19 protein-coding genes are annotated in these 26,249 nt (G+C 50.8%); 15 read left to right on the top strand and 4 right to left on the bottom strand.

What is annotated here, in order from left to right:
• Window positions 1-288: 288 nt before the first annotated feature.
• The 6 genes from DN748_RS01095 to DN748_RS01070 all read left to right on the top strand — a co-directional run bounded on the left by DN748_RS01095 (window position 289) and on the right by DN748_RS01070 (window position 8,964).
• A complete protein-coding gene (locus tag DN748_RS01095) occupies window positions 289-2,571 on the top strand; it encodes a GH92 family glycosyl hydrolase (RefSeq protein WP_112369912.1) in 2,283 nt (760 codons plus the stop codon).
• Between the two features lie 6 nt (window positions 2,572-2,577).
• On the top strand, window positions 2,578-4,461 hold the full coding sequence (locus tag DN748_RS01090) for a sodium:solute symporter family protein (protein ID WP_112369911.1): 1,884 nt from the start codon (window positions 2,578-2,580) through the stop codon (window positions 4,459-4,461).
• Window positions 4,462-4,491: 30 nt separating this feature from the next.
• Window positions 4,492-5,457 carry a glycoside hydrolase family 130 protein gene (locus DN748_RS01085; protein WP_112369910.1) on the top strand — a complete coding sequence of 322 codons (966 nt, stop codon included), beginning with the start codon at window positions 4,492-4,494 and terminating at the stop codon, window positions 5,455-5,457.
• An 83-nt stretch (window positions 5,458-5,540) separates the two neighbouring features.
• The gene (locus DN748_RS01080; protein ID WP_112369909.1) at window positions 5,541-6,629 is read left to right on the top strand and encodes a carbohydrate-binding family 9-like protein; all 1,089 of its coding nucleotides are present in this window, start codon (window positions 5,541-5,543) and stop codon (window positions 6,627-6,629) included.
• Between the two features lie 183 nt (window positions 6,630-6,812).
• Window positions 6,813-7,886 (top strand): putative glycoside hydrolase, encoded by a 1,074-nt coding sequence (locus tag DN748_RS01075; RefSeq protein ID WP_410528302.1) that lies wholly within the window; start codon window positions 6,813-6,815, stop codon window positions 7,884-7,886.
• 52 nt (window positions 7,887-7,938) lie between these two features.
• The gene (locus DN748_RS01070) at window positions 7,939-8,964 is read left to right on the top strand and encodes a N(4)-(beta-N-acetylglucosaminyl)-L-asparaginase (protein ID WP_112369907.1); all 1,026 of its coding nucleotides are present in this window, start codon (window positions 7,939-7,941) and stop codon (window positions 8,962-8,964) included.
• 116 nt (window positions 8,965-9,080) lie between these two features.
• Here the strand turns inward: DN748_RS01070 and DN748_RS01065 are convergent, their stop codons facing one another.
• Window positions 9,081-9,833: a class I SAM-dependent methyltransferase gene (locus DN748_RS01065; RefSeq protein WP_112369906.1), complete on the bottom strand. Its 753-nt coding sequence runs from the start codon at window positions 9,831-9,833 to the stop codon at window positions 9,081-9,083.
• A 52-nt stretch (window positions 9,834-9,885) separates the two neighbouring features.
• On the opposite strand from DN748_RS01065, the gene DN748_RS01060 reads away from it, so the two are divergent.
• From DN748_RS01060 to DN748_RS01050, 3 genes are all read left to right on the top strand, one after another.
• Window positions 9,886-10,377 carry a YkgJ family cysteine cluster protein gene (locus DN748_RS01060; RefSeq protein WP_112370089.1) on the top strand — a complete coding sequence of 164 codons (492 nt, stop codon included), beginning with the start codon at window positions 9,886-9,888 and terminating at the stop codon, window positions 10,375-10,377.
• 84 nt (window positions 10,378-10,461) lie between these two features.
• Complete coding sequence (locus tag DN748_RS01055) at window positions 10,462-12,825, top strand: DUF2339 domain-containing protein (RefSeq protein WP_112369905.1); 2,364 nt, start codon at window positions 10,462-10,464, stop codon at window positions 12,823-12,825.
• A 28-nt stretch (window positions 12,826-12,853) separates the two neighbouring features.
• Window positions 12,854-14,062 carry a DUF3999 family protein gene (locus tag DN748_RS01050; RefSeq protein ID WP_236636751.1) on the top strand — a complete coding sequence of 403 codons (1,209 nt, stop codon included), beginning with the start codon at window positions 12,854-12,856 and terminating at the stop codon, window positions 14,060-14,062.
• Window positions 14,063-14,101: 39 nt separating this feature from the next.
• Here the strand turns inward: DN748_RS01050 and DN748_RS01045 are convergent, their stop codons facing one another.
• Entirely contained in the window at window positions 14,102-14,554 is a 453-nt protein-coding gene (locus DN748_RS01045; protein WP_112369903.1) for a GAF domain-containing protein, read from the bottom strand.
• A gap of 183 nt (window positions 14,555-14,737) precedes the next feature.
• Between DN748_RS01045 and DN748_RS01040 the strand changes: the two genes are divergently transcribed.
• The 6 genes from DN748_RS01040 (at window position 14,738) to DN748_RS01015 (ending at window position 23,526) form a co-directional block, all read left to right on the top strand.
• Entirely contained in the window at window positions 14,738-15,163 is a 426-nt protein-coding gene (locus DN748_RS01040) for an HYC_CC_PP family protein (protein WP_112369902.1), read from the top strand.
• A gap of 114 nt (window positions 15,164-15,277) precedes the next feature.
• The gene (locus DN748_RS01035; RefSeq protein WP_112369901.1) at window positions 15,278-19,123 is read left to right on the top strand and encodes an efflux RND transporter permease subunit; all 3,846 of its coding nucleotides are present in this window, start codon (window positions 15,278-15,280) and stop codon (window positions 19,121-19,123) included.
• On the top strand, window positions 19,120-20,361 hold the full coding sequence (locus DN748_RS01030) for a TolC family protein (RefSeq protein WP_112369900.1): 1,242 nt from the start codon (window positions 19,120-19,122) through the stop codon (window positions 20,359-20,361). Before DN748_RS01035 ends, DN748_RS01030 begins: the two co-directional genes overlap by 4 nt.
• A gap of 80 nt (window positions 20,362-20,441) precedes the next feature.
• Window positions 20,442-22,220, top strand: a complete 1,779-nt coding sequence (locus DN748_RS01025; protein ID WP_112369899.1) for an efflux RND transporter periplasmic adaptor subunit — start codon at window positions 20,442-20,444, stop codon at window positions 22,218-22,220.
• Window positions 22,221-22,247: 27 nt separating this feature from the next.
• On the top strand, window positions 22,248-22,808 hold the full coding sequence (locus DN748_RS01020) for a DUF3347 domain-containing protein (protein WP_112369898.1): 561 nt from the start codon (window positions 22,248-22,250) through the stop codon (window positions 22,806-22,808).
• Between the two features lie 196 nt (window positions 22,809-23,004).
• The gene (locus DN748_RS01015; protein ID WP_112369897.1) at window positions 23,005-23,526 is read left to right on the top strand and encodes a helix-turn-helix domain-containing protein; all 522 of its coding nucleotides are present in this window, start codon (window positions 23,005-23,007) and stop codon (window positions 23,524-23,526) included.
• A 38-nt stretch (window positions 23,527-23,564) separates the two neighbouring features.
• Here the strand turns inward: DN748_RS01015 and DN748_RS01010 are convergent, their stop codons facing one another.
• On the bottom strand, window positions 23,565-24,722 hold the full coding sequence (locus DN748_RS01010; RefSeq protein ID WP_112369896.1) for an N-acetylglucosamine-6-phosphate deacetylase: 1,158 nt from the start codon (window positions 24,720-24,722) through the stop codon (window positions 23,565-23,567).
• Between the two features lie 42 nt (window positions 24,723-24,764).
• Window positions 24,765-26,237 (bottom strand): sodium:solute symporter family protein, encoded by a 1,473-nt coding sequence (locus DN748_RS01005; RefSeq protein ID WP_112369895.1) that lies wholly within the window; start codon window positions 26,235-26,237, stop codon window positions 24,765-24,767.
• Window positions 26,238-26,249 lie beyond the last annotated feature (12 nt).

The raw sequence follows: 26,249 nt of genomic DNA, 5'->3' as shown, positions 1-26,249 counted from the left end.
GTGTTTTTTGACGTTTGGCTTCTTAGAAATGTTGTTGGTCTAAATTAATTCTCCAGCTGCCCAAAAATATAAATATTTGGTAACATTCCGTCAAGACACAATGAAATAACCCAAAAACGAGTTCAATATAAATGTCCCATCCTGTGCTTCCCGGACTCAAATGTTTGTAAACGGCGAAATGGTTGGAAGTCCGGAGTCGGAATGATAACTATGAACCAGTTCAGAGTTATGAGTTCAGAGTTTGAAAACAGCAACTAACAACTAAGAACTACAAACTAAAAAACTAAAATGAAACACAAACCTGCTTCTTACGCTTTATTGACTGCGTTAATCGCCCTGGTCTCCTGCGGGGGAGGGGCGTCACAAAAAAATGAGGAAACTACTGAAAGCAATGCGCCGGAGTTCACTTCGTATGCTGACCCGTTTATAGGTACCGGAGATCACGGCCATACCTATCCGGGGGCTACGGTGCCTTTCGGAATGATACAGCTGAGCCCGGACAACGGCACTTCCGGATGGGACTGGTGTTCGGGATATCACATTACGGATTCCATAGCCGTGGGGTTCAGCCACCTTCATCTCAGCGGTACCGGAATAGGCGACCTGGCCGACCTGCTTTTTATGCCGGTAAACAAGGAAGTGGACCTGGGGACAGAGATCACTTCCAGGGACGATTACCCCTATAAGTCAGGATATTCTCATGACAATGAAACCGCCAGCCCGGGCTACTACCAGGTATATCTCGAGGATCACGATATCAACGTGGAACTCTCCAGTACCCTGCGTACCGGGTATCACAGGTATACCTATAAGGAAGGGGACCTCCAGAGTGTGGTGGTAGACCTCGGTTTTGCCATAAACTGGGACAAACCGCTGGAAACACGGATCGGGGTGGAGGATGAGCATACCATAAGCGGATACAGGCACAGTACCGGATGGGCAAAAAACCAGAAAGTGTTTTTTGTGGCTGAGTTTTCCAAACCCCTGGCTTCATTTAAGCTTTATGAGAACGCCAGGGGCGCAGACGGGAAAAATGAGGTTAACGGGGCAAAAACCGCCGCACAGTTTTTCTTTGACGGGGAGAGCGGGGAAGTCCTTGAAGTGAAATTAAGCCTGTCTTCGGTAAGTATAGCCAATGCAAAGGAAAACATGAAGGAGCGGGATGGTTTTGATTTTGAAGAGGTCAGGAAAGATGCCGGCAGGCTGTGGAATTCCGCTTTGGGCAAAATAGAGGTGGAAACCCCTGTAGACTCACTGAAGACCATTTTCTATTCGGCCCTATACCACGCCCAGGTGGCCCCAGTAACTTTCAGTGATGCCAACGGGGAGTTTCGCCTGCAAAACGACAGCATAGCCACAGCAGAGGGATATACGGCTTACTCGAGCCTGTCGCTTTGGGATGTTTTCAGGGCACAGCAACCCTTACTTACCATACTCGACAAGCAGAGGATTTCTGATATCGTGAACTCCATGCTGGTCTATTACGACGAGAACGGGACACTGCCGGTATGGACGCTTTACGGCAATGAGACCTATACCATGACAGGGAACCATGCCATTCCGGTCATTGCCGACGCCATACTGAAAGGCATAGAGGGGTTTGATGCGGAAAAGGCCTATGAGGCGATGAAACTCACCATGATGAGTGACGAAAAGAAACGCGGGGTCGGTTTTTACAAGGAGTTCGGGTACGTACCGTATAACCTCCTGGACGAATCGGTGACCATTACCCTGGAGTTCGGGTATAACGACTGGTGCATTGCCCGGGTAGCCGAAGCACTCGGCAAACAGGACGATCATGAATATTTTGCCGGAAGGGCAGGGGCATACAAGCACCTTTTTGATGCCGAAACCGGGTTTATGCGTGGCAAATCGGACCAGGGGCAATGGCACGAGCCTTTTGATCCCAGACTCTCCATACACCGCAAGGGTACCGATTATACCGAGGGCAATGCCTGGCAGCACAGCTGGTTCGTATTGCACGATGTGGAAGGCCTGATCGCATTGCACGGGGGAAAAGAACCGTTTACCGCCATGCTGGAACAGCTGTATACGGAAAGTTCGGAAATTACCGGCGATGATGCCTCCCCGGACATATCGGGACTGATCGGGCAGTACGCCCACGGTAACGAACCGAGCCATCACATCGCCTATATGTTCAATTTTGCCGGAAAGCCCTGGCGTACCCAGTACTGGGTGAGGGAAATTCTCAATTCCCAGTACGACACCACTCCTGCCGGGCTGAGCGGAAACGAGGACTGCGGGCAGATGTCGGCCTGGTATGTGTTCAGCGCTTTGGGGATCTATCCCTACAACCCGGCCTCCGGGATCTACCAGATAGGGAGCCCCCTGTTTGAAAGATCGGAAATAAAGGTGTCGGATGATACCCGCTTTGTCATCAGCGCAGACGGCGTGTCGGATACCAACAGGTATATACAGTCGGCTACCCTGAACGGAAAAGACCTCAACAGAACCTACATTACTCACGAAGAGATCCTCAACGGGGGAGAACTGCATTTTGTTATGGGCCCCGAACCAGATAAGGAATGGGGAGTGAGTGCTGAAAAATAATATTGAATGGCCGCCTTAGATGTATTGATTATAGCCCTGTATATTATTCTGACCCTTTCCATCGGGGTATGGGTCTCCAGGAAAGCGTCCAAAGGGCTGGACGGATATTTTCTCGGGGGAAACAGTATCAAATGGTATTACCTCGGGCTGAGTAACGGTTCGGGCATGTTCGATGTGTCGGGAACGGCCTGGATGGTGGGAATACTGTTTCTGTACGGGGCAAAAAGCTTTATGTTCATGTGGATGTGGCCCATCTGGAACCAGATATTCGTCATGGTATTCCTGGCTGTATGGATACGCCGCTCCAATATCATGACCGGGTCGGAATGGATACTTACCCGTTTTGGGGACGACCGTGCAGGGAGGGCATCACACCTTATTGTGGCGGTATTTGCCATAGTGGCTGCCGTGGGGTTTATAGCTTATTTTTTTGAAGGTGTCGGGAAATTCATGACCATTATCCTGCCCTGGGATATGACATTTTCCCCGGGAGGTACCCTGTTGCTCAGTTCGGCACAGTCGTATGCCCTGATCATTATCCTGCTGACTACTATCTATACTATAAAGGGAGGTATGTATTCTGTGGTGGCCACTGAAGTACTGCAATACCTTATTATGGTACTGGCGGGGATACTCATCGCTGTTTATGCCTTTATCGCTGTCAGTGACGCACAGCTGTCGGCAGTAATTCCCGACGAGTGGAAAAACATATTTTTCGGGAGGGAGCTGGAAGGCTTCTGGGAGGGGAAGCTGGCCACTTTTAACGACCTGATCGATACCCAGGGCTATAAGATGTTCGGGGCCTTTATCGGGATGACACTGCTCAAGGGCTTTTTTGCCAGTGTGGCGGGACCTACGCCGAGTTACGACATGCAACGGATACTCTCTACCAGGAATGTGAAGGATGCTGCCTATATGAGTGGTTTTACCAACCTGGTACTCTTTGTGCCGAGGTACCTGCTCATCACCGGAATAGTAGTGTTAGGGCTTGTATACCTGGCGCCGGCCATGGCGGAAACGGGGGCGGTAAGTTCCGGCGACCTCGAGATGATCCTGCCGAGGGTGATCAACAACCACGTGCCTGTCGGTATCAAGGGATTACTGCTCGCCGGTCTGCTGGCCGCCTTTATGTCTACCTTTTCGGCATTTGTCAATTCCGGCCCGGCTTATATTGTAAACGATATCTATAAGAAATATTTTAAACCCTCGGCTTCCGGCAAACACTATATACGCGCCAGTCATATCGCTTCGTTCGGTGTGGTGATCCTGGGGGTGGTCATGGGCTTTTTTGCCGAGTCTATCAACTCCATAACATTGTGGATCACCAGCGCGCTTTACGGAGGATATGTCGCCGCCAATGTCCTGAAATGGGTGTGGTGGCGTTTTAACGGATGGGGTTATTTCTGGGGTATGTTGTCGGGATTGCTTATCGCTACTCTGCAATTCCTGGCAGACCAGAACAAGGACAATTTTACGGAAGGAACACTGTTGTATGAAACAGCACATATTCCGGCCATCTACCTGTTTCCCGTTATTTTCGGGTTTTCCCTGGCGGGGTGTATCCTGGGAACCCTCCTCACCCCGGCAACCGGGATAAGTACTCTCAAGAGTTTTTATGCCCGGGTGCGCCCCTGGGGATGGTGGGAACCTGTGTGCCGCAAGCTGGAAGAAGAAGGGAATCCCGTGGGCAGGAACAGGAATTTCGGTATGGATATGTTCAATTGTACCGTTGGTATAGTATGGCAGTCCAGTATGATCCTGCTCCCGGTATTCTTTATGGTGAGGGATTACTCCAGGTCATTGTGGTGGTTGATTATATTTGTAGTAACTTCAGCCATACTCAAATTTACCTGGCTGGATAAGGTGAGGAAGATGCCTGATAGTAACTAACAACTAAGAACTAAAAAACTAATAAACTAAATGAATACAATTCCGTGGCAGGACAGACCCGAAGGAAACAGGGACGTGATGTGGCGTTACAGTGCAAACCCTGTAATAGACCGGTATGCCATTCCTTCGTCCAACAGTATATTCAACAGTGCGGTGGTACCGTTTGAAGACGGGTATGCCGGGGTGTTCCGCTGTGACAACAGGGCCGTACAGATGAATATTTTTGCCGGTTTCAGCAAAGACGGCATACACTGGGACATTGCCCACGATCCCATAATCTTCGGGGCCGGGAATACCGATATGATCGATTCCGACTATAAGTACGACCCCAGGGTCACCTTTATCGAGGACCGTTACTGGATTACCTGGTGCAACGGGTATCACGGGCCCACAATAGGTATAGGGTATACGTTTGATTTTAAAACGTTCTACCAGTGTGAGAATGCCTTTCTCCCGTTTAACAGGAACGGGGTGCTGTTCCCCGAAAAGATAGACGGCAGGTATGCCATGCTCAGCAGGCCCAGTGACAACGGGCATACGCCTTTCGGGGATATCTATATCAGCTACAGCCCGGACATGAAATACTGGGGAGAGCACCGCTGTGTCATGAAGGTCACGCCCTTTGAAGACAGCGCCTGGCAGTGTACGAAGATAGGAGCGGGGCCTGTGCCCATACTTACTGATGAAGGATGGTTGCTTTTCTATCACGGGGTGATCAATACCTGCAATGGTTTCCGGTATTCCGTGGGGGCAGCCCTGCTCGATAAAGACCGTCCTGACCAGGTAAAATACCGTACCCGGCCTTATATGCTGGCCCCTGCGGAAAGTTATGAAATGACGGGAGATGTACCCAATGTGGTCTTTCCCTGTGCAGCCTTACATTCGCATGAAGAAGATAAACTCGCGCTGTATTACGGCGCTGCGGATACCGTAACCGGAATGGCCTTTGGCCGTATCAGTGAGATCATCCGCTTTATAAAGGAAAACAGCCTGTAACCCGGCTCAGGTGAAAGACCGTGGAAATAGCCGGAAGCCGGAAGTAGATATTCTCCGGACATCGGACCTCAAAAACAAACAATATGGCAAAAATACACCAGACCATCCTCCCCCTGGCAATGATCATTTTTTTATGCCCGGGCATCTTTGCGCAGCAACAGATCGTGCCTCCGCGCTCTTATGTGGCACATAAGATCACCACGCCCCTGAATATAGACGGAAAGGGAGATGAAGAAGCGTGGAAACAGGCCCCGGAAACCGAAGATTTTATCGATATCGAAGGGGAGAAAACCCCGGCATACAAAACCCGTGTGAGGATGTTGTGGGATGAGGAATACCTCTATTTCCTCGCCGAAATGGAAGAACCTCACGTATGGGGGACGCTGAAACAGCGCGATACCGTGATCTTTTACAACAATGATTTCGAGGTCTTTATAGACCCTGACGGGGATACGCATAATTATATGGAATTTGAAATGAATGCCCTGAACACCGTATGGGACCTCTACCTGGTAAAACCATACAGGGAAAATGCCCCCGTAATCGATAGCTGGGACATTCAGGGGATAAAGACTGCGGTACACATAGACGGAACACTGAACAATCCCGGGGATACCGATAAGGGATGGAGCGTGGAGATCGCCATGCCCTGGGAGGTGCTGAAGGAAGCACATTCGGGTGCGACGGAATCGAGCCCGGAGAACGAGTTCTGGCGTATCAATTTTTCACGGGTAAACTGGGACTACGAACTGGATAACGGAAAATACGGGCGGAAAAAAGACAGGAACGGGAAATACCTCCCGGAATACAACTGGGTGTGGTCTCCGCAATGGGTGGTCAATATGCATGAACCCGAATGGTGGGGATATGTGTATTTTTCCCCGGAAGCCCCGGGAAAAGGAGGTGAGTTCAGCATTCCCGACGACGAAAAGATCAAATGGGAATTATATGCCCTTTACCGCAAACAGAAAGCCCATAAGCAGGAAAACGGGAACTGGATACATTCGGTGCGGGAACTGGTAGGTACACCTCTGGTGGTTGAAGGAAAGCCGGTAAAAATATCGCTCGAAATGCACAGTACGGGATGGAACCTGACCGCCCTGAGCCCTTTTACGGGAAAAACGCTTACGGTGACAGAAGACGGGAGGTTTATCCTTTGGACCGGGGTTTAAATTCTTCGCTTCGCTCTGAATGACAGTGTGGTCATCCTGACCGTAGTGCCGGCCGGCCGGTAGGCGGGGAGGGATCTCCTGTCTTGACGTTGTGCTGTTGGAGTTCAATATTAAATAGTTTAACTTAAACCTATTCGCGTGAAAATTTTAAAACTAACGATGTGTGTGGCCCTGGCAGGTTTCATGTCATGTGGGCCGCAGGGGCAGAAAGAAGAAAAAGGACAAACCCCTGCAACAGTACAGGCCGAAAAGGAGCAAGCGTTTAAATTCTGGACCTGGATCACGGCTGACAAGCAGCGTACGGACGAATCCTATACGGAGGAATTCAGGAAGTATAGGGATAACGGGCTCGACGCGGTACTGATCAACACCAATACCGATCCCGGCCTGCTGGCAAGGCTGACGCCGCTGGCCCGTGAAGAAGGACTGGAAGTACATGCCTGGATCATGGCCATGAACCGTCCCGGGGATTCGGTGGCCCTGCAGCATCCCGAATGGTATGCGGTGAGCAGGGAAGGAAAATCCTGTTTCGACCACCGGCCCTATGTAGACTACTACCAGTGGCTCTGCCCTACCCGTCCCGAATCGAGGGGGCATGTGCTGGAACTCGTGGAGGGACTTGCCGAAGTGGAAGGCGTGGCCAGCGTTCACCTCGATTATATCCGCTATTCCGATATTTTTCTTCCGGTAGGGTTACTGCCCAAATACGACCTGGAGCAGGAAACAGAACTCCCGGAATTCGATTTTTGTTATTGCGATGCCTGCGTGGCGGAATTTGAAAAGATACACCATAAAAATCCGAGGGAAATGGAAAACCCTGCCATAGATATGGAATGGAAGCAGTTCAGGCTGAACAAGGTGCGCGATGTGGTTAACGATGCCTATGAAATAGCCCATAAACACGGAAAAATACTGACTGCCGCTGTTTTTCCCTATCCGGAAATGGCAGACCATATGGTGCGTCAGCGCTGGGACAAGTGGGATGTTGACGTGGTGCTCCCCATGATCTATCACAGTTTCTACAACGAGGAGACCGACTGGATAGGTTTTGCGACGAAACAGGGAGTGGAAGACCTGAAATACAAGGACACTCAATTGCACACGGGGATCTATGTGCCTGAAATGTCGGCGGATGAATTGAAAAAAGCCATTCATTACGCCAGGGATAACGGGGCAAAAGGCGCCGCCTTCTTTGACGGGCCTGCACTGACTGATGAGCAGCTTGAAGTAATTAAGGAAACCAGTGAAACGCTATAGTATTTTTCCCGGCCGTAAAGGGTATGGGAAATTTGATTGAAAAAATCGGGATATGATAGACAGAAGAAAATTTTTGACAAAAGCCACACTGGGTACCGTAGCGGTAGGGACGCTTTACAGCTGCGTAGACAACGGTATCAAACCTCACGATCCCCGGAAAAAGGAAAGTGCCGGGGAGACTGGGAATAATGAAGTGAGAAAACCGGTAGTGATCTCTACTTGGAACCACGGTTTGCCCGCTAATGAAGAAGCCTGGAAAATACTGAACGGAGGAGGGGCCGGACTGGATGCCGTAGAGGCCGGGGTACGTGTGGCGGAAGCCGACCCTAAAGTGTCCAGTGTAGGCTATGGCGGGTGGCCGGACCGCGAGGGGAAGGTAACCCTCGATGCCTGTATTATGGACCACGAGTTCAACTGTGGTTCCGTAGCCTTTCTGCAAAATATAAAACACCCCATTTCCGTAGCCCGGAAAGTCATGGAGAAAACCCCGCATATCATGCTGGTGGGAGAAGGGGCAAAACAGTTTGCCCTGGAACAGGGGTTCAAAGAAGAAAACCTGCTTACTCCCGATGCCGAAAAGGCTTATCGCGAATGGTTGCGGAAATCGGAATACAAGCCCATTATCAATGTGGAAAACCACGATACCATAAGCATGCTGGCCATCGATGAAAACGGTAATCTTTCCGGGGCATGCACTACCAGTGGTGCGGCCTGGAAAGTGCACGGCAGGGTTGGGGATTCCCCGATCATCGGGGCCGGGCTGTTCCTGGACAACGAAGTGGGAAGTGCCGCGGCTACCGGGCTTGGAGAGGCCGTCATCCGTACGGCCGGAAGTGCCATGGTGGTAGAACTGATGCGGCAGGGAAAAAGCCCGCAGCAAGCCTGTAAGGAAATTGTGGAACGTATTTATGACATCTATAAAAACCGGCCCGACCTGGAATACCTGCAGATCGGTTTTATAGCACTGAATAAACAGGGAGAATACGGCGCCTATTGCCTGCGCCCCGGGTTTAACTATGCGGTATGTGATAACGATGAGGGAAACAGGCTGATAGACGGGGAATACAAAATGTCGTAGGAGGGATGATTAGCTAATGTGCCAATGTGATAATGAGATAATGTGCCAATGTGATAATGAGATAATGTGGGAATGTGTGGATGGGGATCATGCCATTCCGTATAATGGGAGAAGTGTTACGGGGAAGTTGCCGAAACGGGAGTAAGCCGGGCCAGGTAATCATGGTGTGCCCCTTCCAGGAGAAGCTCACAGTCGAAACCGTGAACTGCAGCGGCGTTTTGCAAGGTGTTATAATCGCAGAAAAGCCAGGGGAAAGAAGGGCCCTGCACGTTTTTATAACGCATTCTGAACTCGAGTTCCCCGTAATAGGCGGGAAACGAAGGGATCCATTTTCCCCCGTCTTCATCCTCGTCGAACATATAGAGAATATCGGAGGAATCCAGCAGTATTTGTCCGCCCGGACCTAAAAGGCTTTTCAGGTGCAGCAGAAATGTGCCGATACGATCGAGTTTCCCGCAGAGCCCCAGCCCGTTCATAAGCAGCAGTACCGTATCAAACCCCGTTTCATTATAATCCATGATATCCGAATTGACGGTTTTCGATACTCCTCTCTTTTTACATATTTCCACCGCCCCCGGAGAGGTGTCTGCAGCAGTGACATCGAGTTGTTTCTGCTGTTGCAGGTACAGGGCGTGACTTCCTGCGCCACAACCTATGTCCAGCACTTTTCCGCGGGCCATCATAAGGGCCACCTGCTCTATTTCGGGCATCTGCCCGTAGTCCCGGAAAAGGTAGGGGACAGGAAGTATATCTTCTTCCGAAATGGAGGTTTCCGTGATGATATCCTCGGTGTAATTTCCGGTGTAATAATCGCGGATGGCCATCCCGATGATATCGGGTGCAGGTTCTGTTTTTGCTGTGGAGTTCATTTTTTTCAGGTCTTTGTATGCGGTGAGTGCCGTACTTTCTTACTTTTGTGTCATGAAAGAAGAACTGGCACATTTACCGCAACTGGCCAAAGATAAGCATAAGGAAAACAAGAAGTACTTTGCCAAACTCAGAAAAAAGCCCCCCAAAAATCTCGATCACGTCATGCGGGAGCTGCACGATGAGGTTTTCAGTGAGGTAGACTGCCTGGAGTGTGCCAATTGCTGTAAAACTACCGGGCCACTGTTTACCGATGCCGATATAGAGCGGATTGCCCGGCACCTGAAACTAAAACCCCGGCAGTTTACAGACCGCTATCTGCGCATGGATGAAGACCAGGACTATGTACTGCAAAGTGTTCCCTGCGCCTTTCTGGGGGCCGATAATTACTGCCTGATCTATGACGTACGCCCCAAAGCGTGCCGGGAATACCCGCATACCGACCGGAAAAAATTTCACCAGATCACTGATATTACCCTGAAAAACACTGCGATCTGCCCTGCCGCCTTCCGGGTAGTGGAGGCGATGAAGAAAAGATTGGGATAGGTTTGGGAAGCAGGTGTAAAACAATCAGGTTTTTTTGATATATTGTGCGGGAGTTATCCACGATTGGAAAAATGACAGAACAATATGGCAGAGAACAACGATAGCATAAACCGGCTGCATCACAGGCTGGAATTACTTTTGAAAAGACAGGAGGACTTTGCCAGGGAGATCGGTGAACTGCAGGCCGAAATAGGCATGCTGAAAAAACACGGGGAGATCCGGAAGCCTGAAAAAGAGAGGGCAGAACAAGGCAGTACCGTAACAGTCCGCGAAATTGAAAAAGAACCTGTACAGGCGGCTTCCGGAGCACACGGCGGGAGTAAACCGGCACCGGAAGCACCTTTAAAACAGCCGGTGAAACCTGTTGCGAAAGCCCCGAAGAAAAAATCGGACCTGGAGAAATTTATCGGGGAAAACCTGATCAACAAGATCGGGATTGCCATTACGGTGATCGGGGTGGCCATCGGTGCGAAATACGCGATCGACCACGAACTTATCAGTCCGCTGACCAGGATAATCCTGGGATACCTAACAGGCATAGGGCTCCTGGGGTTTGCCATAAGGCTGAAAAGGAATTACGAAAATTTCAGTGCCGTCTTACTGAGCGGGGCCATGGCCATCATGTACTTTATCACCTATGCGGCCTACGACTTTTACGGCCTGATCCCGCAGCTTCCCGCATTTCTGCTGATGGTGGTCTTTACGGTCTTTACCGTGGTGGCTGCCGTACAGTACAACCGGCAGGTCATCGCGCATATCGGGCTGGTCGGCGCCTATGCCGTTCCCCTGTTGCTGAGTGAATCTTCGGGGAAAGTGGAGGTACTGTTTTCGTATATGGCCATTATCAATGCGGGAATCCTGGCTGTTGCATTTAAAAAATACTGGAAGCCATTGTATTACACTTCTTTTGTGCTTACGTGGATCATGTACTTTTCCTGGTTTGTGACGGAATACCGGACCGATGAGCATTTTGCACTGGCCCTGACTTTCCTCCTGGTGTTCTTCGTGACGTTTTACCTCATGCTCCTGGCGAATAAATTACTCAAAAAGAAAAAATTCGTCATTGACGACATCTTGCTGCTGCTGGCCAATTCGTTTATTTTTTACGGAATAGGATATGCTGTCCTGAACAACCACACTACGGGAGCACAGTTGCTGGGATTGTTTACACTGTGTAATGCCATCCTGCACTTTATAGTGAGTGTGGTGGTCTACCGTCAGAAACTCACCGACAGGAACCTGTTCTATATGGTTTCGGGCCTGGTACTTGTCTTTATTACCCTGGCCATCCCGGTGCAGCTGGAGGGCAACTGGGTCACCCTGCTCTGGGCAGGGGAGGCCGCATTGCTGTTCTGGATCGGGAGGACCAGGAAGGTGCCGGTCTATGAAAAATTGTCGTATCCCTTGATGCTGCTGGCGTTTTTCAGTATTATTCACGACTGGATGACTTTCTACGGCGGATATTATCCGGAAGATGCGGAACCGGAAATTACCCCCCTGCTTAATATCAGTTTCCTGAGTTCCTTATTGTTTGTAGCTGCCTTTGCTTTTATTGCCATTGTAAACCGCAGGTTCGTCACGGCATCCGGAAAAGGGATGTTAAAAATAGTTTCCTTTTTGGTCCCTGCCATCTTGTTATGTACGCTTTACTACGCCTTCCGGCTGGAAATTGCACATTACTGGAAACAGCTCTATGCCGACTCGGTGGTTGCGATTTCTGCAGATGACCAGGCGTCGCCCATGCGGTATTGGGATCATGATCTGAACCGTTTTAAAACCATCTGGATCATTAACTATTCCCTGTTTTTCTTTTCCGTACTCGCCTTTGTGAATTACAGGAAATTCAGGAACCGCTTGTTAGGGTTTATCAATCTCGGATTTATCATTCTCACCCTTCTGGTCTTTCTGACGCAGGGGCTTTACACCCTGAGTGAACTGAGGGAGAGTTACCTGGATCAGACCCTGTCGGAATACTACCGGAGAGGGGCGTTCAATCTCGGGATACGATACGTTTCGCTTGCCTTTGCCGCCCTGGCCATTGCGGTGGCCTATAAGTGTATTCGCGGGGATCTCAGACAAAGAGGGCTCCGGGTGGCTTTCGACCTCCTGGTGCATATTGCCGTATTATGGATGGCCAGCAGTGAGTTGATACACTGGATGGATATGGCCGGAACTTCACAATCCTACAAGTTCGGACTGAGCATACTTTGGGGCGTTTATTCTTTTTTCCTGATCGCTTTCGGCATCTGGAAAAAGAAAAAGTACCTGCGTGTCGGGGGGATCGTATTGTTCGGAGTGGCCCTGCTCAAGCTGTTTGTCTATGATATTTCTGAACTGGATACCATCGCGAAGACTGTCGCATTTGTTTCGCTGGGGGTACTGCTCCTCATCATTTCGTTTTTGTATAACAAGTACAAGCATATCATATCAGATGACAAAAATAATTAAAATATGTTGCGCACTGTGTTTGTTTTTAGTGTGTTACGCTACCTACGGACAAATAGGGCAATACGATTATAAACGCGAACTGAAAGGGGTTTCGGAGCAGTGGCACAAGATCGTCCTGCCCGATGAGGTATTCGGGAAGGTATCCGGTAACCTGGACGATATCAGGATCTATGGCGTAACAAAAAACAACGATACGGTAGAGGCCCCGTACATGTTGCGGTTGACCGGCGGGAAAAAATCGGTAAGGAAGATCGGTTTCAGGCGGTTGAATACCGTTAGCGACAATAAGGGGTATTACTTTACCTTTGAAGTCCCGGGTACGGAGACGGTCAACCGGATCAAACTGGATTTTAAACAGGAAAATTTCGATTGGCGGGTCACCCTCGAAGGCAGCCAGGATCAGCGCCAATGGTTTACTGTTTCTGAAAATTACCGCATTCTTTCCATACAAAACGAAACCACCGATTTTCAATCTACTACTTTGGCCTTTCCGGAATCAAAATACCGTTATCTCCGGGTGTTTATAGACAGTGAGGAGAAACCGGACCTCCTGGAAGCCGGAATGGAGCGGATGGAGACTACGGAAGGTGTTTTCAGGGATTATCTCCCCCGGAAAACGGATATACGGGAAGACAGGGCATCCGGGCAAACCGGGATCGATATCGATTTGCCGTTTCCCGTGCCCGTGAGCCGTCTGCTTATAGATGTCGGAGACCGGTTCGATTACTACAGGCCCCTGACCATCAGGTATGTTGCCGACAGTGTGAAGACGGAACAGGGATGGAAGTATCAGTATCATACACTGGCTTCAGGGACGCTCAATTCCATGGACAACAATGAATTTACCTTTCGCAGTACCATTGTTAAAAAGCTGAATGTACTTATTGATAACCACGACAATCAGCCCCTGGACATCGATGGTGTACAGGTAAAGGGATATCTGCATGAACTGGTCGTCCGCTTTGCAGAACCGGCTGCGTACTTTCTGGTTTACGGCAGTACACCGGCGGTACACCCGAATTACGATATAGGCCGTTTTGCCGACAGGATACCCGTAACTTTAACGCCACTGGAAGCAGGGGAAGAGGAGGTCATGGCGAAAGAGCGTGTTAAAAGGCCGTCGCCCCTCTTTGAAAACAAGGTATGGCTGTGGGCGGTCATGCTGGTGATCATTGTTACCCTCGGGTGGTTTTCCGTGAACATGATGAGGAAAAATGGTCATTCCGCGGAGAAATAGTGCCATTGTCACCGCGGCAGGGGTCATGTACAGGGAGCATCAGAGTATTTCCGCAACCCGGGCATTGACAAATTCCAGGAACTTTTCGTCTTCCTCCGTAAACGGATCGGGAGTATGCGAATCGATATCGATCTGGCCGATGTTTTCCCCGTTTACAAAAAGCGGGATAACGATTTCCGCTTTCACATATATACTGCACGCTATATAATTGTTCTGGGCTTTGACATCCGGGACCACGAAATTTTCATTGGAAACGGCAACCTGTCCGCATATCCCCTTGCCGAATGGGATAATGGTATGATCGGTAGGTTCCCCGGCAAACGCTTTGAGTTTCAGTTCTTCCCTGTTCCCGTTTTTAAAATAAAAACCTACCCAGTCATAATAAGAGACATGTTCTTTCAGCAGTTCACACACACGGGTAAGACGGTCTTCTACTGCAGTGTCTTCACCAAGTATATTTTCGACCCGGGGTTTCAGTTCTTTAAAATTCATAACACATGGTTTTGCGGACAAATTTAGGGAATAAACCGATAGTTTACGGCATCTGAAACGCAATGTATGTCAAGGGAGGACCGGGAAAAACGGCAGTTTCCGGGTAAGGTCTGATATGCCCGTATTGTTAACAATTTTAAAAAAATCCGGTCAGAACGGAATATTTATTACTTTTGTACTGGAATGAAAAAGGCTTTTTTCAAAATAGCATCCTTTTTACTCGCCTTCCTGGTGTTGTTCTCTACCGTCTCCTTTACCGTGGAAAAGCATTTCTGCGGGGATTTTCTGGTAGACACGGCACTCTTTTCCGGGGCGGATAGCTGTGGTATGGTTGCCGGGTACGGCCAAAGTATGAAAATACAGGATACCTGTACGGTAACCAAAACTTCCTGTTGCTCCGATGAAATTGCCCTGATACAGGGGCAGGACACGCTACAGAAAGCCACAAGCATGGAATTGCAGCATCAGTTCGTCTTTGTACAGGCTTTTGTATATACTTACCTCGATCTTTTCGAAGGGTTGGAGGAAAATGTCATTCCCTTCGGGGATTACGCTCCCCCGCTGGTCGTACGGGATATTCAGGTCCTGCACGATACTTTTCTCATTTAGTTTTTAGTGATTGTTCCGTATCCGTGAAAATTTCACATGGAAGAGGTGCGTCCCGGTATTTCCGGCGTCCCGTGTTTCACGGTTCATTGTTTACATCACTAAAAGCAATATCCGATGTTAAATACCATTATTCGTTATTTTTTGCATAACAGGCTGGTTACTGTTCTCCTGCTCCTGCTGTTTATAGGGTGGGGGCTGGTGACATCGCCTTTTGACTGGAATACCGGTTTCTTACCTCAGGACCCTGTCCCGGTAGATGCCATTCCGGATATCGGGGAAAACCAGCAGATCGTTTTTACCAACTGGCCCGGAAGGTCTCCCCAGGATGTGGAAGACCAGATTACATACCCGCTGACGACCACGCTACTCGGGGTGCCGGGGGTAACCTCGGTGCGGAGTACGTCCATGTTCGGCTTTTCCAGCATCTATATTATTTTCGATGAAGATGTGGAATTTTACTGGTCGCGTTCCAGGATACTCGAAAAACTGAACTCGCTTCCCGCCAACCTTCTCCCGGAAGGTGTACAACCGGCCCTGGGGCCGGATGCCACCGGACTGGGGCAGGTTTTCTGGTATACCCTCGAAGGACGTGACCCGGACGGAAATGTCACCGGGGGCTGGGACCTGCACGAACTGCGTACCATACAGGATTTTTATGTGAAATACGGTCTCAGCGCTGTTTCCGGGGTGTCTGAAGTGGCATCGATAGGAGGGTATGTGCAGGAATACCAGGTCGATGTCGATCCCGATGCCCTTAAAGCCTACCATATCGGTATAGACCAGGTGATGATGGCCGTAAAAAATTCCAACAGGGATGCAGGGGCCAAAACCGTAGAGGTGAACCAGGTGGAATACCTGGTCCGCGGCCTGGGCTATATCAAATCGGTTAAAGACCTGGAAGAAACAGTGGTCGCGGTCAATGCCAACAAACCTGTCCTTATCCGGGATATCGGGAAGGTAACGCTCGGCCCTGCAACGCGGCGCGGACTGCTCGACAAGGAAGGTGCCGAGGTTGTCGGGGGGGTGGTCACGGCACGCTACGGGTCCAACCCGCTCGAGGTGATCGATAATGTCAAGGACAAGATCGGTGAAATAGCCCGCGGATTGCCCCGGAAAACACTGGAAGACGGTACGGAAAGCCAGCTCACCATCGTTCCGTTTTACGACCGTACACAACTCATACAAGAAACCATAGGGACGCTCGAAAATGCCTTGTCGCATGAGATCCTCATCAGTATTATCGTCGTGGTGGTCCTGGTGCTCAACCTGAGAGCGTCGGTGCTGATATCGAGCCTGCTGCCCGTAGCGGTACTGATGACCTTTATAGTGATGCGGTATGCCGGGGTCGACGCCAATGTAGTGGCCCTGTCCGGGATCGCCATAGCCATCGGGGTGATGGTCGACGTCGGGATCGTTTTTGTGGAAAATACGATCCGCCACCTGGAATCCGGAAAAAGCCGGGGGGCCAGGGGAAAGGCGCTGGCAGGGATTATTTATCGTGCAACTACGGAGGTTGCCCCGGCCATAACCACGGCACTCGCCACAACCGTAGTGAGTTTCCTCCCCGTATTTTTTATGGAACACGCCGAAGGAAAACTGTTCCGCCCGCTTGCTTTTACCAAAACCTTTGCGCTTGCCGCTTCTTTTGTGCTCGGGATTATCGTTTTGCCTACCCTCTCTTATTTTGTGTTTTCGATGGGGTCGAAGAAAAAGCACATCAACCGGGTGTGGCATATTTCCCTGGTGGCGGGCGGGCTCGTCCTGGCCGTGGTTTTCCGGATGTGGTTGCCGCTGGCGCTCACAGTGATCGGTATCATAAAACTGTTCGAACACCGAAGCCCGGAATTCCTCGGTAAGTATGCTTCCGGGATCACGCTGTTTGTCATACTGGCCGTGACCCTGTTTTTCCTGGCGGAGGAATGGGTGCCGTTAGGCCATCAGAACAGCCTGTTCAGCAACTATCTTTTTGTAATCCTTCTGCTGGCTTTGATACTTGTGGCCCTGCTCGCGGTGGTCCGGTATTACGAACCCATACTGAAATGGTGCCTTGTACACAAAGGGAAATTTTTGTTGCTGCCCCTGTTTACCGTCTTTCTGGGATTGATGATATGGATAGGCTTCCCGAAACTTTTCGGTGTGGTGGCCCGGGGAGGAGATACCATAGGATGGAACATCCGTACGACTTCGCTGTGGAGCGGCCTGGCTCATGCATTTCCGGGAACGGGGAAAGAATTCATGCCTTCTCTCGACGAGGGAAGTTTCCTTTTGATGCCCACTTCCATGCCGCATGCGGGGATGGAAGAGAATCGGCGCGTCGTGCAGCAACTGGACATGGCAGTAGCCGGAATACCGGAGGTGGAGATGGCTGTCGGTAAGATGGGAAGGGCCGAAAGTGCCCTGGACCCGGCACCTATTTCCATGTATGAGAACATTATAAACTACAAGCCGGAATACAGCAGGAACGGGAACGGAAGGCAGCAGGCCTATAAAACGGATAAAGCAGGCCGTTTTATCCTGAAATCCGGAGATACGCTTACCAATGATGAAGTGCTGGAACAAGGGTTTTCGGATAAAGACCTGGTACAGGATACGGATGGCAGCTATTTCCGGAACTGGAGGAGCACGGTGCAGTCTCCCGATGATATATGGAACGAGATCGTAAGGGTCACCCGGATTCCCGGTGTAACTTCCGCTCCCCGTTTACAACCGATAGAAACCCGCCTGGTGATGTTACAGACGGGGATGCGCGCCCCGATGGGGATCAAGGTTTACGGCCCAGACCTGGAAACGATACAGGATTTCGGGATACAACTCGAAAACCTTCTCAAACAGGTCCCTTCCGTAAAAGAAGAAGCTGTTTTTGCCGATCGCATCGTGGGAAAACCTTATTTGCAGCTGCATATCGACCGGAATGCCATAGCGCGGTACGGTTTGAGCGTAGAGCAGTTGCAGCAGGTCATAGAGACTGCCGTGGGCGGTATGCAGGTGACCAGTACGGTAGAGGGAAGAGAACGCTTCCCGGTAAGGGTGCGCTACCCGAGAGAATTGCGGGATACCCCGGAAAAGATCGGGAAGATACTCGTGCCGACACCTTCGGGGGCACAAATACCGCTCGGGGAACTGACCAGGGCGGAATATGTCCGCGGGCCGCAGATGATAAAAAGTGAAGAGACCTTTCTCACCGGTTATGTGCTCTTCGACAAAAAGGAAAACTATGCCGAAGTGGATGTCGTTGACGAGGCCAGCCGTTTTATCGAAGAGAAAATAGCTTCCGGTGTATTGCAGGTACCCCGGGGAGTAACCTATAAGTTTTCCGGAAATTACGAAAACCAGGTGCGCGCCGTCAAGCGGTTGTCGATAGTGATCCCCCTGAGCCTGGTCCTGATCTTTTTACTGCTGTATTTCCAGTTCCGTACCGTCATTGCCTCCACCATACATTTTTCCGGCGTATTCGTCGCTTTTGCAGGAGGGTTTATCATGCTCTGGCTATACGGGCAGGCCTGGTTTATGGATTTTTCCGTGCTGGGGGTGAACATGCGCGATCTCTTCCAGATGCATACCATAAACCTCAGTGTGGCGGTATGGGTAGGGTTTATCGCATTGTTCGGCATTGCTACGGATGACGGGGTGATCATGGGAACGTATATCCACCAGGTTTTTGAAGAAAAACAACCCCGGACCGTTCCGGCGGTCAGGGCGGCCGTACTGGAAGCCGGGCTTAAAAGAGTCCGTCCGGCCATGATGACTACAGCCGTAACCATTATCGCCCTGCTTCCCGTACTGACCTCGACCGGGAAGGGGTCCGATATTATGGTGCCCATGGCGATACCTACCGTTGGCGGGATGTTCATACAGATTATGACCATGTTCGTCGTTCCCGTGCTTCAGGCCTATTGGAGGGAAACCGTCGTAAAAAAGGAAAATGCCGGGAACGGAGAAAATGAAACCTTACAGTCATGAAAAAGATAATCCGGATCATAAGTTTAGTACTGCTGCCTTTTACAGTGACAGCACAGACCCTTGATGACTATTTGCAGGCAGCTGCCGAAAACAACCCTGAGGTGAAGGCCTCTTACGCCCGGTTTGAAGCTGCCATGCAAAAGGCCCCGCAGGTGAGCAGCCTGCCCGATCCTACGCTTACGATGAGTGCTTTCGGTAAGATGATAGAGACCCGGCTGGGAAGGCAGGAAGCCAAATTCTCGCTGATGCAGATGTTTCCCTGGTTCGGGACGCTGAAAGCCCGGGAAGACGCTGCAACTTTAATGGCAGAGGCCGGTTTTCAGCAATACCTGGACACCCGGGAAGAACTCTTTGTAAAGGTAAAGACGGTTTATGCGGAAATGTACGAGCTCCAGGCGACCATCAGTATACAGGAGGAAAATATGGAAGTGCTCAACACCTTCCGCGAACTGGCACTATCCAGGTTCCGTAACGGCAAGGCGGCCATGGTAGACGTGGTGCGGGTAGATATGAAACGGAATGATACCGGGACAGAGATCGCCCTGCTCAAAGATAAAAGGGCATCGGTAGCATACCGTTTCAATGCGCTGCTGAACGTGGCTCATGACAGCGAGGTGGCCTTTCCCGAAACACTTCCTGCCCTTCCCGCGGGAGAAGAGATGGAACAGGAAAATGCCGAAGGCGACAGTCTTTTTGCCGCTCACCCGAAAATGCAGCAACTGGACAAGCAGACCGCCTCCTATACGGCACAGCGAAAAGCGGCCGTTAAGCAGGGCCTGCCCATGCTCGGGATCGGGATAGACTATTCCATCATAAGCAAGCAGACGGAGATGAACCCTGAAAACAACGGGCAGGATGTGATCATGCCCATGCTCTCGGTAAGTTTGCCGGTTTTCCGGAAACAGCATAAGGCGAGGGTGAAGGAAGCGGACTTCCTGGCCGAAGCGGCCCGGCAGGAAAGTGTTGCGGTACGGAACCGGTTGAGGGCCGATTACGAAATGGCCCGTTACGACATCAGGAAAGCACAACAGCGTATGGCACTGTATGACAAACAGCTTGAAAGTACCGGGCAGGCCATTAAATTATTGCTGGCGGCCTATGGGAATTCGGAAAGCGGAATAGAGGAGATATTGCGGATGCAACAGGAGAAATTGTTGTATGAGACGGCAAAGGTCACAGCCGAAAAAGACCGTTTCGCAGCGCAAGCGAGGAAAGCATACCTGCTATCCGAAGACTAAATTATCGTTGGGGTGTACAAGAATCCTGCGAACCTGATACCAGCAACTAAAAAACTAAGAACTACAAACTAATAAACTAAATGAAAGTAAAAACCAAGAATATCCTGATCATGGCAGGGCTCCTGCTCTTAGGGTTCCTGCTCGGATGGCTGTTTTTCGGCGGAGACCGGGATGCGGCGTCTGCCCATGACCATACGGCCGAAAGCGGGGTAGAGGAAGTGTGGACCTGCTCCATGCACCCGCAGATCAGGCAGAACGAACCGGGAAAATGTCCTCTTTGCGGAATGGACCTCATTCCCCTGGAAGGTGATGCATCCGAAGGCGACCCCGCAGTGGTAGCCATGAGTGAAAATGCAGTGAAACTGGCCAATATCCGAACCATGACGGTGGGAAGGCAGGTGACCGAAAAAAAGCTTCGGCTCAATGGAAAGGTCGTTCCCGACGAGCGTAAGGTGTATGCACAGACCACTCATGTACCCGGGCGGATTGAGAAACTCAGTATCAATTTTACCGGTGAAAAGGTACGAAGGGGACAAACCCTGGCCGTGGTGTATTCGCCGGAGCTGGTGACCGCCCAGGAAGAATTGTTGCAGGCCCATGCCATCCGGAATGCCCAGCCCGAACTTTTTGAGGCGGCAAAGCAAAAACTGCGGAACTGGAAAATCGGGGAGGCACAGATGGACAACATACTGGAAAATCAAAGCCCCCTGCAGCGTTTTCCCATCGGCGCCGATGTCAATGGTATTGTAACCGAACGCAAGGTGGAACCGGGGGATTATGTGGAACGCGGAATGCCCCTTTATGAAATCGCCGATCTTTCGGCCATGTGGGTACTTTTTGATATTTACGAAAGTGAAATGACCTGGGTAAAAGAAGGAAGTACGATAAAATACACCATAGCTTCGTTGCCCGGAGAAACTTTTGAAGGCGAGGTCACTTTTGTCGATCCGCTGATCAATGCACAGACCAGGGTGGCAACGGCCCGGGTGGAGGTATCCAATAAAGACGGAAGGCTCAAACCCGAAATGTTTGCTTCGGGGGAAATGCATATCGCACCGGAAGCTGCATCAGACAAGACCATTACCATTCCGGAAAGTGCCGTGTTGTGGACGGGAGAACGTTCGGTAGTCTACACGCGGGAAACGGGTGGCGGAACGCCGTCGTTCAAAATGCGGGAAGTGGTTCTCGGTCCGTCTCTCGGTGAGGCTTATGTGGTAAAAAAGGGCTTGGAAGAAGGCGATGAGATCGTGATAAACGGTACCTTTACCGTAGATGCAGCCGCCCAGCTGGCAGGGAAACCCAGTATGATGAGCCCGGACGGCGGAGACAGCGGGGCCGGCCATCATCACGGCGGCGGAACGCCTGCTTCCGGTAATACCGGGGAAAGAAAGATGCCTGAAAGGGCGGAAATTTCTCCTGAAGCCAGGCATGCGACAGAACAGGTGGCCCGGGCCTACCTCAGACTGAAAGATGCTCTTGCAGGCGGCGATGCCCCGGCAGCGGGGAAAGCCGTTGGGGATATCAGTGCTGCGCTTGACGGTGCTGACATGTCGTTGTTTAAGGGGACGTCTCATCAGTACTGGATGGATTTCCGGGAAGAGGCGGCGACGTACCTGGAGCGCATGACCGGTACCGGCGACCTGGAGGAGATGCGGCGCTCGTTCAAACCGCTGTCCGAAAGTGTGATCCGTATGGCTCATGCATTCGGGCCGTTTTCCGTAACTTTATACGTGCAACACTGCCCTATGGCAGATTCCGATAACGGGGCGGACTGGCTGAGTTTGTCCCGTGAAATACGCAATCCGTACTTCGGGGATAAGATGCTGAAATGCGGAGAAATTACCGAGGAGATCAAATAAACAAGAATAACGTTAAATTACATACTAATGAAAAACAGATTGATTATTGCCGTACTGGCACTGTCCATGACTGCTGCGTATTCCTGTAAGACGGATAAAAAACCGCAGGCAGACGATCACCGTGCAACAGAACAACACGATCACGCATCGCATAAGGACGGTGCAGATGACCGCAAGCAGGAAAGTGTGACTTTTAAGGACGAAAAGACAGGGCAGGTATACGATCACTATATCCATGTGAAAGCTGCCCTGGTCAACACTGATGCGGGAGAAGCGCAGAAAGGGGCCCGGATGCTGGTAACCGCCCTTTCTGAGAACGATAATGCAGACAAGGCGCTGCAATTTGCCAGGGCAATAGAAGCATCCGAAGATGTAGAGGCCCAGCGCGAGTCTTTTTTCGGGCTCTCCGAAGAGATCACGGGCCTCGTATCCGGGCAGATCGCTTCCGGTGCGGTATACAAGCAATACTGCCCGATGGCTTTTAACAATAAAGGGGCGTCCTGGCTGTCTTCGGAAGAGGCTGTACTGAACCCTTATTTCGGGGATAAGATGCTGAAATGCGGTACGGTTGAGGAAGTGCTGGAATAAATAAACAACACCGGTACGCGTTTCCGCTTTGCTCAAACGCGTACCGATCGTTAGATGCGTTGGTAACGCACAAGTTGATACTCGTTGCAAACGAGCACCAGGTTGCATATAACTTACAACCTTGGTACAAGAAACTTCATTTAAACTTATTTGCGTGAAGCTATACGTTAAAAATATGGTTTGTGACCGTTGCAGCATGGTGGTGAGGTCTGAACTGGAGCAGCTGGGGATCATCCCCGAATCCGTAACACTGGGAGTGGTGCAGTTTGCGGCTCCCGTCACGGCGGAGCAGAAGCAGCGCATAGGATCTGCCCTGGCACCATACGGGTTCAGTCTTATCGACGATAAAAAAAGCAGGCTGATCGAAAAAGTGAAAAACCTGATCGTAACCCTGGTACACGGTAATGATAACGGGGAACTGAAGGTCAACCTCTCCGGTTACCTGAGTGCACAGCTTTTGCATGACTATACCTATCTCAGCAAATTGTTTACGCAGGTAGAAGGGACCACCATAGAGCAATATTACATCGCCCAGCGGATCGAAAAGGTCAAGGAACTCCTGGTATACGATGAGCTGTCACTGGGCGAAATAGCCTTCAGGCTCCGATATTCCAGCGCGGCCCACCTGAGCCGGCAGTTCAAGAAGGTTACCGGGCTTACCCCATCGCATTTCAGGAAGGTAGGGGAGAGCAGGAGGAAGTCGCTGGACAGTTTGTAAAAGCTTGTTTCGTACGGCTTTGCCGGGTCGGATATCTTTTACTGACCTTGAAATACGATTTCCCCCGATTTTACGGTCTGCTTTACCTTTATCTCTTTTTCCCGTTGTTCCAGGATCACAAAATCGGCGGGAGCACCGGGGAGTAATCCGTAGGGGTGCTCCAGTCCGGTTATATGCATGGGCCTCACGGAGGTCATATCCACGGCAGTCTCCAGAGGCAGCAGTTTTTCCCTTGTGAGAAAATCAATACACTGGATAAGTGTCCGTGCCGACCCGGCGAGAAGGCCCGGGTGCTCTTTCATAAAGAGCCTTCCTTTTTCGTCCAGTACTATTTTTCCCCCGATATGTGTATCATAAGTCCCGGGAGGGAGACCTGCAAACTGTGTGGCGTCACTGACCAGGATGCCTTGTTCCGGTTTTGCCCTGAAAAACACTTTCAGTACGGATGCGGGGAGGTGAAAGCCGTCGGCGATGATGGTCGGCCATAAGGCATCGGAGGCCAGCTGTTCCCATATATAGTTCTGATGTCGTGGCAACTGCAGGTGTGCGGCATTGCCGAGATGGGTAGACATCCTGGCTCCCGCCCTGACGGCTTTCTGTATGTCTTCGCCTGTAGCTGCCGTATGCCCTATGGATACCAGCACTCCGCTGGCAGTACATTTTTCGATGAACCCGGATGCTTCGGGCCATTCTGGGGAAAGCGTGATCAGTTTTATCCTGTTGCCCGAGATTTTTTGCCATTTCCGGAAAAGTTCCCAGTCCGGTTTTTTTACAAATTGTTCCGGGTGTGCCCCCCTGGGGCCGTTTTCCCCGGAGATAAAGGGGCCTTCCAGGTGTATTCCCCTTATGGTGTTGTCTATGGCCTTGTCCGTATCACAGGCATTGGCTATGGTTTGCAGGGAAGCAGCTATGCGGGTGTCACTATTGGTGATCACCGTGGGAAAACAGGTGGTAACTCCCGTTGCCCACAGGTTTTGGATGAGATCTCTTATTTTTTTTACATCCAGGTCCTCCCCGTTAAAATCAATTCCTTTATAACCGTTGACCTGCAGGTCTGCCAGCCCCGGTATGATGATTTCCCTTAAAGAGAGGTCATGGGGTATTTCCCCTGTTCCGGTTATCTTTTCGCCTGTTACGTGTAATGCAACTGCTTTTCCGGTCTTGTAGTGTATGCCTTTGTAGGTGTGTTTCTTCATCGATATAAAAATAAACAGGCTTGTTTACGGGCTTTTATGATTTCAGGATTTCTGGTTGAGGTGACGATGCAGTACCCTGACTTTTTCCGGTATATCCCCTTTTCGCAATACCCCTGTGAGTGTATAGATGACAAGCGATACCAGGGAGGGGCCTCCTATCTCGAGGGCCAGGGAATCTACGGGAAACAATTTAAGCAAAATAAAACAGAGCAGCCCTCCCGTAATGGAAAGTACGGCAGATGTTCCGTCACTTTTGGCAAAAGCGGGTAGCAAACCGAGTATTACCGGGATGGAGATAGGCCCGAGTAATGCTGCGAACCACGAAATTATAAGCCCGAAAACCCCTCCGAAATAGTGTGCATTTACAGCGACCAGGATGGTCAGGAATGTAAAACAGCAGGTGGTGATCCTGGCCAGGGCCAGGGATTTTTTAGGGCCGTATTTCCGGACGGAAGGAAAGATCACCGGAAGGATGTCCCGGCTGATAACCGCGGAGACGGTATTGGAGTCTGATGCGGTCATGGAAAGGGTATTGGCAAAAAGCGCAGCCAGCACCAGCCCTACCAGCCCGGGGGGCAGGAATTTTTTGACCAGCAGGCCATAGGAAAGTGTAGGGTCTGCCAGGTTTTCAAAGAACAGGGGAGCGGCAAACATGGGAAAGAGGAGTACAAGCGGCCATACCAGGTACAGTATGGAAGACAATACGGCGGCTTTCCGGGCCGTTTTTCCGTCTGAAGCCGAGATAAAACGCGTGGCCAGGTTCCAGGTACCTCCGCTGTAGCTGAAAAAATTGATCATCAGCATCACCAGCGCAAAGTATACCGTATAGGGTTCCCTGAAGAAGCTGCTGTTTTCCGGCGGGAGCCTTTCCCATACCGAAAACACCCCGCCGGCCCCGTCGCCCAGTTGCATGAGGATCATGACAAACATGGTAATCCCGGCCAGCAGCTGAACGATAAACTGGGCAAAATCATTCCAGACATCAGCCAATAGTCCTCCCACGGTAATATATGCCAGTGTGACCATCCCCACCAGTAATATCCCGAGGTCTACCGGTGTGCCGCTGAAAACATGGAGCAAAACGGCAATGGCTGCTATTTTACCCCCGGTGTCAAAAATTTTTATAAGGGATCCCAGCCATGCTATAAGCTGCTGGGCGTTCAGGCCATACCGTTCCCTGAGGTATTCCGTGGGCGACTGGATATTGCTGAAAATACGTAAGCGGGACCATCTGGGAGCAATGTAACGGGCCGCTATTGCAGTAGATATGGCTACGGTAAAGGCCCACCATACGTACAGGCTGAACCCCGAGGTATAGGCTATTCCCGCGTATGCCACGAAAACCGCACCGCTATACCCCGATACGTGGTGGGATATTCCGGTGAGCCACCACGGGAGCCTGCCCCCCGCCGTGTAAAAATCTGCGGCATTCTTTACCTTGAAAAAAGCCCAGAGCCCGATACTTATGAGCATGAGAAAGTAAGCGGCCAGTACGATCCAATCCGATAACTGCATGTGTAGCTGATG

The sequence above is a fragment of the Sinomicrobium soli genome, assembly GCF_003285545.1.
Lineage (GTDB): Bacteria > Bacteroidota > Bacteroidia > Flavobacteriales > Flavobacteriaceae > Sinomicrobium.
Note: the sequence above shows the minus strand (reverse complement) of the source record. Positions and strands in the feature narration are given on the sequence as shown.

Coding starts and splice junctions, on each gene's coding strand:
- DN748_RS01095 (WP_112369912.1), top strand. CDS start 289: ATGAAACACAAACCTGCTTCTTACGCTTTATTGACTGCGTTAATCGCC.
- DN748_RS01090 (WP_112369911.1), top strand. CDS start 2,578: ATGGCCGCCTTAGATGTATTGATTATAGCCCTGTATATTATTCTGACC.
- DN748_RS01085 (WP_112369910.1), top strand. CDS start 4,492: ATGAATACAATTCCGTGGCAGGACAGACCCGAAGGAAACAGGGACGTG.
- DN748_RS01080 (WP_112369909.1), top strand. CDS start 5,541: ATGGCAAAAATACACCAGACCATCCTCCCCCTGGCAATGATCATTTTT.
- DN748_RS01075 (WP_410528302.1), top strand. CDS start 6,813: ATGTCATGTGGGCCGCAGGGGCAGAAAGAAGAAAAAGGACAAACCCCT.
- DN748_RS01070 (WP_112369907.1), top strand. CDS start 7,939: ATGATAGACAGAAGAAAATTTTTGACAAAAGCCACACTGGGTACCGTA.
- DN748_RS01065 (WP_112369906.1), bottom strand. CDS start 9,833: ATGAACTCCACAGCAAAAACAGAACCTGCACCCGATATCATCGGGATG.
- DN748_RS01060 (WP_112370089.1), top strand. CDS start 9,886: ATGAAAGAAGAACTGGCACATTTACCGCAACTGGCCAAAGATAAGCAT.
- DN748_RS01055 (WP_112369905.1), top strand. CDS start 10,462: ATGGCAGAGAACAACGATAGCATAAACCGGCTGCATCACAGGCTGGAA.
- DN748_RS01045 (WP_112369903.1), bottom strand. CDS start 14,554: ATGAATTTTAAAGAACTGAAACCCCGGGTCGAAAATATACTTGGTGAA.
- DN748_RS01040 (WP_112369902.1), top strand. CDS start 14,738: ATGAAAAAGGCTTTTTTCAAAATAGCATCCTTTTTACTCGCCTTCCTG.
- DN748_RS01035 (WP_112369901.1), top strand. CDS start 15,278: ATGTTAAATACCATTATTCGTTATTTTTTGCATAACAGGCTGGTTACT.
- DN748_RS01030 (WP_112369900.1), top strand. CDS start 19,120: ATGAAAAAGATAATCCGGATCATAAGTTTAGTACTGCTGCCTTTTACA.
- DN748_RS01025 (WP_112369899.1), top strand. CDS start 20,442: ATGAAAGTAAAAACCAAGAATATCCTGATCATGGCAGGGCTCCTGCTC.
- DN748_RS01020 (WP_112369898.1), top strand. CDS start 22,248: ATGAAAAACAGATTGATTATTGCCGTACTGGCACTGTCCATGACTGCT.
- DN748_RS01015 (WP_112369897.1), top strand. CDS start 23,005: ATGGTGGTGAGGTCTGAACTGGAGCAGCTGGGGATCATCCCCGAATCC.
- DN748_RS01010 (WP_112369896.1), bottom strand. CDS start 24,722: ATGAAGAAACACACCTACAAAGGCATACACTACAAGACCGGAAAAGCA.
- DN748_RS01005 (WP_112369895.1), bottom strand. CDS start 26,237: ATGCAGTTATCGGATTGGATCGTACTGGCCGCTTACTTTCTCATGCTC.